Origin of the sequence: Streptomyces sp. 7N604, assembly GCF_052245475.1 — a bacterium.
Lineage (GTDB): Bacteria > Actinomycetota > Actinomycetes > Streptomycetales > Streptomycetaceae > Streptomyces.
In genome coordinates this window covers 55,620-68,051 of sequence record NZ_JBQQBX010000030.1, presented here as the reverse complement: position 1 = coordinate 68,051, position 12,432 = coordinate 55,620, and the positions used below count along the sequence as shown (strand labels likewise).

Sequence of the window (12,432 nt, the reverse complement as noted above, 5' to 3'; positions counted from 1 at the left end):
CGTCAGCTCTTGTACGCCTTGGCGGCGTCCGCTTCCAGCTTCTGCTGGGTGCCCGCCACGTCCTTGGGGTTCTTCAGGAAGTCCTGGAGCCCCTTCCATTCGCCCTCGCCCTTCGTACCGCCGAAGGACGCCGGAGCCTGGTCGGACATGTCGAACCGGAAGTCGTCGCCCGCCTCGATCAGCGCCTTCGCGATGTCGCGCTGGACGTCGTTCGGGTACGCCTTGAGGTCGAGCTCCTTGTTCGGCGAGATGAAGCCGCCCGCCTTCGCCCAGATCTCGGCGGCGTCGGTCGAGGCGAGGAAGGTGAGCAGCGCCTGCGCTCCCTTGCCGCCCTTCAGCGCTACGGCCACGTCGCCGCCGCTGACCACCGGGGACTGCCGTCCCACGGCCGGGAACGGGAAGACCTTGGCGTCCGTGCCGATCTTCGCCTTGGTGTCGGTGGCGATGTTGATCGAGACGAAGTCGCCCTCGAAGACCATCGCGGCGTCCGGGGTGTCGCCGCCCGCGAACGTCTGCGTGACGGACTTGGGGAACTCGGTCTGCAGCGCACCGTTCTGGCCGCCCGCGATCAGGGTCTTGTCCCCGAAGAGCTCACCGAGTGTCTCCAGCGCCTGCTTCACGGACGGGTCGGTCCACTTGATCTTGTGCTGAGCCAGCTGGTCGTACTTCTCCGGGCCGGCCTGGGAGAGATAGACGTTCTCGAACCAGTCGGTGAGGGTCCAGCCGTCGGCGCCGCCGACCGAGACCGGCGGGACGCCGGAGGCGGAGACCGTCTGGGCGGTGTCCAGGAACTCCTGCCAGGTCTTGGGCTCCGAGGCGCCCGCGTTCTCGAAGGCCGCGGCGTTGTACCAGACCAGGGACTTGTTGGCGGCCTTGAAGTAGACGCCGTACTGCTTGCCCTCGTGGGCGCCGAGGTCCTGCCAGCCCTTCGAGAAGTTCTTGCCGAGCTGGGCGGTGACCTCGGTGCCCGCGGGCTTGAGCCAGCCCTTGTCGGCGAACTGCTTGAGGGCGCCGACCTGGGGGAGCATCGCGACGTCCGGCGGCTCGCCGCCCTCGATCTTCGTGCCGAGGAAGGTGGAGATGCTGTCGCCGGTCGGCACGAAGGAGACTTCGGCGCCGGTGCGCTTCTCGAACTCGTCGAGGACGGCGGTGAAGTTCTTCTGCTCGGCGCCGGTCCATACGGCGGCGACCTGGAGCTTCTGGCCGTTCAGCTTGGGGAGTTGGACGGTGGGCGCGCTGTCCTTCGCAGCGCCTCCGCCCCCGGCGTCGCCGTCCTTGCCGTCGTCCCCGCCGCAGCCGGCGGCGGTGAGGGCGAGGGCGCTCGTGGCAACGAGGGCCAGGGCGGCGCGAGTTGTGCGGCTTGTACGGCTCGTTCTGGTGGTGTGGGTCGATGGGGTGGTGCTTCGGGTGGTGAGTGGTGTGGCCATGGCTGTGCGCATACCTGCTGTCCTCCCCGTTGCGCCGTAGCGCGGACCCCGCAGACGGCCGCGCACACGTGCTCCGTACGTCCCGTGCGGACAGTCCTACGCCCGGACGGGATCAGCCGCAATACCGCCTCCGGCACGAGGGGGTTGCTGTGACCGTGCTGTGATCTGCATCACGCCAAGGGTGTGGGCATTCGTTCCGCGGGGCTGGGAGGTGCCCCCAGCCCCGCGGAACGAATGCCCACAACGCGGCAGACGTCGTGCTCGGCAGGACTCAGGGGAGCCGCAGGGGCTCGGCCGGGGGCGTGGACTGGGCCGCGGCCCGCTGGAGCGCGCTGGCCAGCAGCGCCAAATCCGTAGGCCCGTTGCCGAGCTCGCGCAGCGGCCGCCGCGTCGGCGGGTCCCCCATCCGCTCCCAGTCCAGCGGCACCACCGTCGGCCGCTGCGTAGCCGTACGGGGGATACGGCCCGTCACCCGGCCCGCCTGGAACGGTGTCTGCGAGCCGTCTCCGCGTACCAGCCGCCCGCGCCCCGCCGACGCCTCGCCCGCGTCCGGGCCCTCGGCCCGCGTGGTCAGCACGTCCAGAGTGATGCGCAGGCCCGCCTGCCCGGCCGCCGCCGCGGCCGTCCCGGCCGTACGGTGCGGGCGCCCGGTCGCCGCTATCAGGTGCACCCCGAGCCGCGCGCCGTCCCGGGCCACCGCCTCCAGCGCGCGTACCACGGAACCCGCCGCCGGCCGCCCCGGACTGCCCAGGCCCGGAGCCACCAACTCGTCGAAGTCGTCGACGAGTACGACCAGCCGCGGCAGCGGCGTGGGCCCGGTCGAGCCCGCGCCACCGGCCGCGGGGTCGGCCGCGCGCAGCTTCAGCGTCCCGCTCGGCGCGGACTCCGCATCCCCGTCGTCGGCGTGTTCCGCGCGCCGGTCCGCCGCCGGGTGCCCGCCGTTGCCGCCATGCCTGTCGTTCCCGCCGCGACCGCCGTTCCCCTCGTTCCCGCCGTTCCCCCCGTTCCCACCGCTCCCTCCATACGTGCCGTTCCCGCCGTACGTGCCCTGCTCGGTCGAGCGGCGCGGCGTGACCAGGCGCGCCGCGACGGCCCGCTGCCGGTGCCAGTCGTCGAAGCCGAGCCCGCCGAGCAGCTCCGCCCGCCGCTTCAGCTCCGTGCTCAGCGCCTGCGCGAACTCCCGCATGCGGACCGGGTCCGAGGCCGCCAGATACGTCGAGACGTGCGGCAGGTCGGTGCACACCTGCAGCCCTTCGCCGCGCTCCGCGCCACCCCCGTCGACCAGGGCGAGCGACACCCGGTCGGGCCGGTCGGCGGCGGCCAGGGATGCGGCGAGGGACCGGAGCAGCTCGGTCTTGCCAGTGCCACGACCGCCCTCGATGAGCAGATGCGGGCCCTCGGCGGTGAGGTCCGCGGCGAGCGGGCCGTGCGGCCCCGCGCCCAGCACGGCCCACGCCCGGCCGCCCTCCGCCACCCGGCCGCCCTCCGTCACACGCCCGTCCTCCGTCACCCGGCTCGCGCCGGCCACCCGGCTCGTGCCCGCCGCCCGGCTCGCGTCGGCCGCCCGGCCCGCGTCCGTCGCCGGGCCCGCGTCCGTCGCCGCGGCCCAACGGGCCATCAAGGAAGCCGGGGTGGCCCGCGCGAGCCCCAACTCGTCCAGCAGCCGGGCCGTACGAGGCAGCGGTGCGGCGACCCGCCGCGAGCCGCTCGCCGTCGCCGCGCCGGGCGCGTCCGCGGCGCGCAGCGGCGCCAGCGCCCGGGCGAAGCGCTCCGCCCACGCGGCCGAGACCGCGTCCACGCCCGCGACGACGCCGTTGTTCAGCGGTCCCGCCGGGCCCAGCGGCATCACCCGGAGCGCGGTGGCGACATCGCCGCTGAGCAGCCCCGCCGCCCCGCACTCGGAGAAGGGCGGCGAGGCGGTACACGCCGCTTCGAAGGTCGCGGTGAGCGGGGACGCGGGCGAGGCCGCAGGCGTGTCGGCCAGGCAGAGCAGATGGATACCGGCGACAGGACCGCCCGCCGCCAGCCTCGCGGTCGTCCCGCGCAGCGCGGCCGATCCGGGGTCGCCGTCGACGATCACCACGGTGCGCGGGCCGTCGTACTGGCGCGATGCGGCCGCGATCGCGGCGCGGTCCGCGGTGACCCAGCTCGGCCCCAGGAGGCCGTCGTCCAGCCGCCGTACGAGCTCGGTGGTACGAGCGGAGGCCTGGTCCCTGTCGTATGCGAGCAGCAGGCGGCAGTCCTGGCCGTGGGCGGGCCGCAGCTGTGGCAGCCAGCCGAGCCAGGACCACTCGGCGAGGCGCTCGCCGGCACTGCGCACCCGGTCCGTGCTGATCAGGACGATCTCGAGGTCGTCGGGGCGGTGGAGGGCGGCGAGCTGCGCCACGACGGAACGCGCGAGCCCGGCGAGCCGCGCCCGGGGCCCGGCGAGCCCGAGCGAGCCGGTCTCGCGGAGGCCGACGGTGACGGGGGTGGCGGGGGCGCCGGGCCGGTCCGTCGTACCGAGCCGGACGACGAGCGCGTCCGGGTGGCCCGCGCCGCGCTCCCACAGGCGGGGGCCGGGGCCGAGTGCGGTGAGGAGTATGCCGGCGGGGTCGGGCCACCGCTCGTATGCGGCGGTGGGGCCCTCGGCGGGCGCGCGCTCTGCGCCGTGGGCCTCGCGCGGAGCGGGCTCGGCGGCCTCGTCGATGTCCCGCCCCGCGGCCAGCCGCCGCGCCCAGGCTCCTATCCCGCGCCCCCACCGCGTCGGGCGCCGGGGCGGCTCCGCAGGCCTGCCGGTTCGTCGCGGCTCCGGGATCCGCCCGGCGCCCGTGGCGCCGTCGCTCGCCCATGGCCCTCCGCCTTGAACATGCGTCCCGGGCCCCTGAACGCCGCGCACAGCCGAGCCGCCCGCCGTCTCGGCGCCTGCGCCTCCGGCATACGGGTCGGCATACGGGCCTGTGTACGGGGCGCCGTCCGGGCCGGTGTGCGCGCCTGCCCGAGCGCCCCCGCGGCTGTCATTCGCTGCCCGCCGCGGCACGGGCGTCTGTCCGTCGCCTGCGCTGAGACCGGTCACGGCCCCGCCGGGCGCCTGGCCTCGGGGCGGCAGCGGCTGCTGCGGCGGCCCTTGCGGCGCCCGTTCCCCCTCATCGCCACCGGCACGCGGCGGCGGCACGGACCCTTGCGGCACCCTCCCGCCTACGGGCGGCTCCGGGCCGCTCCTCGGTGCGGTGCGGGGATCCCCGCCCTCCTCGTAGGGGCCGGTGGCCCATGACGGCCGGGGCGGCGGGGTGCCGGGTGCGAAGGGTGCCGCCGTGCCTGGCGCCGGGTGCTGCCGTGCTCCGTGGCGGGTGCCCGGGGCGCCGGGGCCGTGCTCGGCGCGGTCCGGCTCCGGGTAGTCATCCGCCGGTGGTTGGTCGGTACGCCCTGGAGCGTGCGCGTTCGGGGCTGAGGCGGATGGGCCCACAGGAGGCGGCCCGGCCTGTCCGCCGGTGCCCCAGACGTGGGTCGTACGGGCGGGACGGTGGGGGGCGGACGTCGTATGGCCGAAGTCGTCCTGGCCGGCGGCCGCGGTGGCGATCTGCCGACCGGGCGCATACGGCGCACCGGCCGGCGCCCGGCTCCCTGGCCCCCCGCTCCCGGCCCCCTCGGCGCCGGGCGCAGACTGGCCGGCGTGCCTGGTCGCGGCCCCGGCCACGGGTCCCGCGGCGCCCGGGACCGCCTCCGGGGACGGCCGTCCTCGGAGACCCACCCGCAGGTGGCCCTCACCGTCCGGGGCGGTCGGCAGTACGTCCGGGAGGGGCGCCCGGCCCCCACCCGTAGACGCGCCCGCGCCGGAACCCGCAGCCGGAACGGACGGCGAGCCCGCGCCGGACAGCGAACCCGCGTCCGACAGCGAACTCGCGTCGGCTGGCGGCTCCGCTCCTGGAAGGGACCGTTCCGCCCCCACCAGCCGAAGCGCCGATTCGCCCACCCGGAGCAACGCACCCGGACGAAAGGGAGCGGGCCCGCTGTCGAGCGGGGTGCCGTCGAGGGCGGTGCCGTTCGTGGAGCCGAGGTCCGCGACCGTGACGTGCCCGTCGTCGGCGACCGTCACCGCGCAGTGCAGGCGCGATACGTCCGGGTCGTCGAGCGGTACGTCCGCGTCCGCGGAGCGGCCGATGCTGATCCGGCCGCTGTGCAGCAGGTGGACGCCGCCCGCGTCCGGCCCTGCTACGACGTGCAGTTGCACCGAGGCGTCCGAGGGCGCCTCCTGGGGCACCCCGGGGTGCCGCCCGGGGGCGGCCGGGGCGTTGAGGGACAGCACCGCACCGTCCGTCAGCGGCGGTTCGCCCAGCGCGCAGCGCTGCGCGTCGAGCCGCTCGCCGCCCGCGTACAGCACCACCGGCCCTGAGGACCCCGAAGAACCGCCTGCCGTCGAATCCGCGCCCTCGGCCCAGGACTTCTCGGGTCCTCCGACCCCCGCCGGCCCCGCCCCGTCGGACGCTCTGGCAGTCGCCGCCACGGCAGCCGCAAGCCCGCTCGCGACCGCGGCGAGCGCCGTCCCGGCCGGGGCCGTGACCAGCACGTCGCAGGCGCGCGCGGCATGGCCGCCGCGCGGCCCGAGGACGGTCAGCCGGATCTGCATCGCCGTCAACGGTCCCTTCTGCCCGGGGGGTACGCGGCACGGGCTGCCCAACTCCCCGCCGCGCACGGGCACTTCGGCACGTACAAGTCACCACGTCGCGCTGAGTCCCCCGCTCCCCACCGCTTCCGTGCTGGCATGCATCCTCGCACCTGCCGCTGACACTTCGCCCCGCAACAGCTGACCATTGATCATGATTGGGCCGGGAACGGCATGAAGAACGACGGGAAAGTTCCTGTTGGCGGCCGGTGCCACGGCCGGACCGAGTCCCTCGTATGAGTTCCCGGCCACACGCGGCCCCCGGCCCACCCCGCACACATGGAAAACGCGGCATCCGGGCGCCCGCCCCGCGCCGTCCCGTACGCCCCCGCCCGCCCGGCAACCATCCGCCCGGAATGCGCGTCTTCCCCACAAGCCGCGGGGTGGTCCGCGATCAGCGGTCGGCCCGGTGAACCCCCTGCGACGGCACTACAGTGGGTCGAACGGGTCCGCGACCTTCCGGCGGCCCAGGGAACACCAAGACCACGATCAGGGAGCACATGACGTGCGGCCGGTAGGCAGCAAGTACCTGCTCGAGGAGCCGCTGGGGCGCGGCGCCACGGGCACCGTCTGGCGGGCCCGTCAGCGCGAGGCTGCGGGCGCCGAGGCGGCCGTGCCGGGCCAGCCCGGCGAGACCGTTGCGATCAAGGTCCTCAAGGAGGAGCTGGCGAGCGACCCGGACGTCGTGATGCGCTTCCTGCGCGAGCGGTCCGTCCTGCTCCGGCTCACCCACCCGAACATCGTGCGGACCCGCGACCTCGTCGTCGAGGGCGATCTCCTCGCCCTGGTCATGGACCTGATCGAGGGCCCCGACCTGCACCGCCACCTGCGCGACAGCGGACCCTTCACGCCGGTCGCCGCCGCCCTCCTCACCGCGCAGATCGCCGACGCCCTCGCCGCCAGCCACGCCGACGGCATCGTGCACCGCGACCTGAAGCCTGCCAACGTCCTGCTCGCGGGCTCCGAGGGCCAGCTCCACCCGATGCTGACCGACTTCGGCATCGCCCGTCTCGCCGACTCCCCGGGCCTGACCCGCACCCAGGAGTTCGTCGGCACGCCCGCGTACGTCGCCCCCGAGTCCGCCGAGGGCCGCCCGCAGACCTCCGCCGTCGACATCTACGGCGCCGGCATCCTGCTGTACGAGCTGGTCACCGGCCGTCCGCCGTTCGCCGGGGCCACCGCCCTCGAGGTGCTGCACCGGCACCTCAGCGAGGAGCCGCGCCGCCCCACCACCGTCCCCGACCCCCTCTGGACGGTCATAGAGCGCTGCCTGCGCAAGAACCCGGACGAGCGCCCCAGCGCCGAGAACCTCGGCCGCGCCCTGCGCGTGGTCGCGTCGGGCGTCGGCGTGCACGCCTCCGCCCAGCAGGCCGAGGCCGCGCTGGGTGTGGCCGCGCTGCTCGCGCCCGACCCGGCGCCCGCGCCGGTCCCGGACACGGGTGCCGCAGCCTCGCCCGCGGGCGGCGACGCGGACCCGACCCAGGTGCTGCCGCAGGGCGCGGGCTCGTACGACCCGAACGCCGCGACCAGCGTGCTGCCCCCGAGCGGCCAGAACGCCGACCCCACCCAGGTCATGCAGCACGGCAGCGGCCCCGGTGGCGGCCCGGACGCCGACCCCACGCGCGCGATGCCGCCCGTGGGCGACCCGGAGCACCCCTGGCAGAACCAGCTGCGCGCGGCCCGCGACCGCAACGAGCAGACCCAGGTCCAGTACCTGGACCCCAGCCAGGACCCGCTGCGCCGCCGCCCGCAGCGCCGCCCGGCCCCCGCGCCCCAGCCGTACGGGCAGCAGCCGTACGGCCCCCAGGGCGGCCAGGCCCCGGCCCCGTACCCGCCTCCGCAGCAGCCCCAGCAGCGGCCGCGGCGCAGGCAGGAGCCGCAGCCGCAGCGCTACGCGCCCCCGCCCGAGGCCCCGCGCCGGGAGCCGCGGGGCCGCAGCGCCAACCCGATGCGGATCCCCGGGCTCGGCTGCCTCAAGGGCTGCCTGTTCACCATCGTGATCCTCGTCGTGGCCGCCTGGCTCATCTGGGAGCTCACCCCGCTCCAGGGCTGGATCGCCGACGGCAAGAGCTTCTGGGACGCGACCAGCAACTGGATCGGCGACGTGTCGGACTGGATCTCCGAACTCGGCGGTCCGTCCGAGCCCGGCACAGGCTCCGGCACCCAGTAACAGCCGTACCGCGCCCAGTAACAGCCGTACCGCGCCGGGTAACAGCCACACCGCTCCCGGGAATTGGGACACACCTCGATTCCGCCGGAGCTCAATCGGTTTCCGATGCGGCACCGGAATGCCGTGAAGAGCCTTACGAGTCTGGGGATTTATCGACTTCTGACGGGGGATTTCCGCCACAGAAGTGACGGTCGGCATCGCGCGGGGCGTAGTTTTGTCGCCAACGCCAGCCCCTGGCGGCCCTGAAGGCGCTGGGGCACGACACGTCGGAGCAGTCTTGGCACGGAACATCGGCAGCCGGTACACCGCCCATCAGGTCCTGGGCCGCGGGTCCGCCGGCACGGTCTGGCTCGGCGAGGGCCCTGAGGGCCCGGTCGCCATCAAGCTGCTGCGCGAGGACCTCGCCTCCGATCAGGAGCTGGTCGGCAGGTTCGTCCAGGAGCGCACCGCCCTGCTCGGCCTCTCCCACCCACGCGTCGTCGCCGTCCGCGACCTCGTCGTGGACGGCAGCGACCTCGCGCTCGTCATGGACCTCGTCCGCGGCACCGATCTGCGCACCCGCCTCGACCGCGAGCGCCGCCTCGCGCCCGAGGCGGCCGTCGCCATCGCCGCGGACGTCGCCGACGGGCTCGCGGTCGCGCACTCCGCCGGGATCGTGCACCGCGACGTCAAGCCGGAGAACGTCCTGCTGGACATGCAGGGCCCGCTCGGGCCCGGCGGCGCCCACCCGGCCCTGCTGACCGACTTCGGCATCGCCCGGCTCGTCGACGCCCCCAGCCGCACTCGCGCGACGAAGATCATCGGTACGCCCGACTACCTCGCCCCGGAGATCGTCGAGGGCCTGCCGCCCCGCGCCGCCGTAGACATCTACGCCCTGGCCACGGTCCTCTACGAGCTGATGGCGGGCTTCACGCCCTTCGGCGGCGGCCACCCGGGCGCGATCCTCCGCCGCCACGTCACCGAGACGGTGGCGCCCCTGCCCGGCATCCCCGACGAGCTGTGGCAGCTGCTCGTCCAGTGCCTCGCCAAGTCGCCCGCATCGCGGCTCCGCGCCGCCGAGCTCGCCGGCCGGCTGCGCGAGCTGCTGCCGGGACTGGCCGGTATCCCGCCGCTGGATGTGGACGAGCCGGGCTCGGAGCCCGAGGACCCGGACCCGGCGGCGTACGAGGAGGAGCCGTACCGGACTGCGACCGAGGCCCCGCGCCGCGGCGCCGTGCCGCTGGTGCACGGCTCGGCCCCGGACTCCAACCGGGACACGCACACGAGCATGCGCGTCCCCGCCCCGGACGAGCTGGCCGGCGGCGCCCGCGGCACGGCCCGGGTGCCGCGCCCCGCGGGCGGGCACCGCCCGGGCTCCGCCCGCCACCGGGCCGTCTCCGAGGCCGTGCGCCGCCGCAGGATCAAGCTGGGCGCCGCCGCGGTGGCGCTGGCGGCCGCGGCCGGAATCGGCGGCTGGCTGGCGGTGGGCGGTGACGACGCGGACGCGACGCAGCCGGGTGTCGAACAGCCCGACGAGCAGTCCAACGGTCATTCCGACAGCAGGTCCGACGGCGCGTCCTCGCAGCCCTGAGGCTGGGCTGCCGGGCTCGGGGGCGGCAGCTCAGGGGCTGGAACGGAAGGGGCTCCGGAAGACCTCGGGGAGCTCTGAGGCTCGGCGGGACATCGGCGAGGCCTCGGAGAGAGCTCGCAGAGAGCTCGGGAAGCTCAGGGGAGGTAGCGCTCGGCGGCGGCCGACCCCTTCTCCTTGATCAGACGCTCGGCCCACTTCAGCCGCTCGGGCGTCACATCGCGCCCGGAGACCCGTACCAGGTCCTCCGGGTCGATCGGCGTCTCGCCACCGGTGCGGAGCTGGAGCGGGCGCTGCACTGCGGTCGGCTGCTCGTCCTCGTTCTTGTCCGTCACGGCGACCCTCCTCGTTCGAGATGACTGCGGGTCCTGCCGGGGGAGGCGGTGCTCCCTGTGTCCCCCATTGTGCGGCACCGGAGGGGCTGCCGCGCGCAGCCGTTACGCTGGACCCGTGGCAGTCGTCGATGTATCCGAAGAGCTGAAGTCCCTCTCCTCGACCATGGGGTCGATCGAGGCCGTCCTCGACCTCGACAAGATGAGGGCAGATGTCGCTGTGCTCGAGGAGCAAGCGGCGGCCCCCTCCCTCTGGGACGACCCGGAGAACGCGCAGAAGGTCACCAGCAGGCTGTCCTACCTCCAGGGCCAGGTCCGCCGGGCCGAGGAGCTGCGGAGCCGGATAGACGATCTCGAGGTGCTCTTCGAGCTCGCCGACGCCGAGAGCGACGCGGACGCCCGTGCCGAGGCCGAGTCCGAGCTGACCGCCGTCCGCAAGGCGGTGGAGGAGATGGAGGTCCGCACCCTCCTCTCCGGCGAGTACGACGCCCGCGAGGCGGTGGTGAACATCCGCGCCGAGGCGGGCGGTGTCGACGCCGCCGACTTCGCCGAGCGGCTCCAGCGGATGTACCTGCGCTGGGCGGAGCGGCACGGCTACAAGACTGAGGTCTACGAGACCTCGTACGCGGAGGAGGCCGGCATCAAGTCGACCACCTTCGCCATCCAGGCCCCTTACGCGTACGGCACGCTCTCCGTCGAGCAGGGCACCCACCGGCTCGTCCGGATCTCGCCGTTCGACAACCAGGGCCGCCGACAGACGTCCTTCGCGGGCGTGGAGGTGCTCCCGGTCGTCGAGCAGAGCGACCACGTCGAGATCGACGAATCGGATCTGCGGATCGACGTCTACCGCTCCTCCGGCCCCGGCGGCCAGGGCGTGAACACCACCGACTCGGCCGTGCGCATCACGCACATCCCGACCGGCATTGTCGTCTCCTGCCAGAACGAGCGCTCGCAGATCCAGAACAAGGCGACTGCGATGAACGTTCTCCAGGCGAAGCTGCTCGAGCGGCGCCGCCAGGAGGAGCAGGCGAAGATGGACGCGCTCAAGGGCGACGGCGGCAACTCCTGGGGCAACCAGATGCGTTCGTACGTCCTGCATCCGTACCAGATGGTCAAGGACCTCCGGACGGAGTTCGAGGTGGGCAACCCGGACGGGGTGCTCGACGGCGACATCGACGGTTTTCTCGAAGCGGGGATCCGCTGGCGCAAGCAGCAAGAGAAGTAAGACGGAAACGGTTCTGATTCGGACAAGTGCTGAAAAGGCAACTGCCGCTCATCGAGCGGCAGTTGCCTTTTTCGTAGCGGGTTTCGTCACAGTCCTTTTCCTTTACGCCGGGCAAGTGCCAGCAAACAAGACATAGCGTGCGCAATGACCTTGACGCTGCTGTGAAATCTGGGAAAGCTGAAGCGCGGCATGCCCATGACTGGGATGCGTGCGGAACGGGGCGGGGCGGGACACAGTGTCCCGTATTGCGATCTCCCCCCATGCGACCGCCGCTCGGTGCATGGCTGCTCCACTGACGAGAACAGCTACTGGGGGTAGCAGGCAGATGACAAAGAAGATGCGGCTGCGTGTTGCGCGGATAGCCGCCGGCACGGTGATCGCCGCCGGTGCGTCGCTGACCGCCGCCGGCGCCGCTTCGGCCGTGGGCGTCGACGTCGATGTCGCCGGCGTCGGCGTCGAGGCGAACGCCGACGAGAAGGGCGTCAAGGTCGGTATCGGCAACGGCAACGACGACCCGACGGACGAGCCGACCGGGCTCCCGACGGACATCCCCACGGACATTCCGACGGACATCCCCACGGATGTCCCGACGGACATTCCGACCGACATCCCCACGGATGTCCCGACCGAGCCCACCGATGAGCCCACCGAGCCCACGGAGGAGCCGACGGACCCGGGTAACGGCAACGGCGGCGGCAATGGCAACGGCGGCGGCAACGGCAACGGCAACAACCCCGGCCCCGACGGTGACTCCGGCGCCGACGTCGACGGCGGCTCCAACGTCGTCGAGCAGGGCGAGGGCAAGGAAGAGCTCGCCCAGACCGAGGGCACGCCCCAGGGCGAGCTCGCCGAGACCGGTGCCTCCGAGACCGCGTTCCTGCTGGTCGGCGCCGCGACGATGATCGCGGGCGGCATCGGCTTCCGCATGCTGCCCCGTCTGGTCAACCGCGGTGGCGGCGCGGCGGCCTGAGTGCTGAGCCGCACTCACAGCGCGTAAGCGAGCGGCCCCGGAACGCCATCACGTTTCCGGGGCCGCCGTATGCCGTGGGGATGCCCGTAGGTCTCCGCT

General features: G+C 74.1%; 7 protein-coding genes. 4 read left to right on the top strand and 3 right to left on the bottom strand.

Annotated features, from left to right (window positions below):
- Positions 1 to 2: 2 nt before the first annotated feature.
- Both ACTWP8_RS29365 and ACTWP8_RS29360 read right to left on the bottom strand, forming a co-directional pair.
- Positions 3 to 1,427 (bottom strand): ABC transporter substrate-binding protein, encoded by a 1,425-nt coding sequence (locus ACTWP8_RS29365; RefSeq protein ID WP_443325113.1) that lies wholly within the window; start codon positions 1,425 to 1,427, stop codon positions 3 to 5.
- Between the two features lie 271 nt (positions 1,428 to 1,698).
- Complete coding sequence (locus tag ACTWP8_RS29360; protein WP_443325142.1) at positions 1,699 to 6,033, bottom strand: FtsK/SpoIIIE domain-containing protein; 4,335 nt, start codon at positions 6,031 to 6,033, stop codon at positions 1,699 to 1,701.
- Positions 6,034 to 6,574: 541 nt separating this feature from the next.
- On the opposite strand from ACTWP8_RS29360, the gene ACTWP8_RS29355 reads away from it, so the two are divergent.
- Together ACTWP8_RS29355 and ACTWP8_RS29350 are read left to right on the top strand one after the other, a co-directional pair.
- A complete protein-coding gene (locus ACTWP8_RS29355; RefSeq protein ID WP_443325112.1) occupies positions 6,575 to 8,239 on the top strand; it encodes a serine/threonine-protein kinase in 1,665 nt (554 codons plus the stop codon).
- 277 nt (positions 8,240 to 8,516) lie between these two features.
- The gene (locus ACTWP8_RS29350) at positions 8,517 to 9,809 is read left to right on the top strand and encodes a serine/threonine-protein kinase (RefSeq protein ID WP_443325111.1); all 1,293 of its coding nucleotides are present in this window, start codon (positions 8,517 to 8,519) and stop codon (positions 9,807 to 9,809) included.
- A 134-nt stretch (positions 9,810 to 9,943) separates the two neighbouring features.
- Here the strand turns inward: ACTWP8_RS29350 and ACTWP8_RS29345 are convergent, their stop codons facing one another.
- Positions 9,944 to 10,141 carry a hypothetical protein gene (locus tag ACTWP8_RS29345; protein WP_443325110.1) on the bottom strand — a complete coding sequence of 66 codons (198 nt, stop codon included), beginning with the start codon at positions 10,139 to 10,141 and terminating at the stop codon, positions 9,944 to 9,946.
- A gap of 115 nt (positions 10,142 to 10,256) precedes the next feature.
- On the opposite strand from ACTWP8_RS29345, the gene prfB reads away from it, so the two are divergent.
- Together prfB and ACTWP8_RS29335 are read left to right on the top strand one after the other, a co-directional pair.
- Positions 10,257 to 11,363: a peptide chain release factor 2 gene (prfB, locus tag ACTWP8_RS29340; RefSeq protein WP_443315435.1), complete on the top strand. Its 1,107-nt coding sequence runs from the start codon at positions 10,257 to 10,259 to the stop codon at positions 11,361 to 11,363.
- A gap of 325 nt (positions 11,364 to 11,688) precedes the next feature.
- A complete protein-coding gene (locus ACTWP8_RS29335) occupies positions 11,689 to 12,333 on the top strand; it encodes a PT domain-containing protein (protein ID WP_443325109.1) in 645 nt (214 codons plus the stop codon).
- Positions 12,334 to 12,432: the final 99 nt, after the last annotated feature.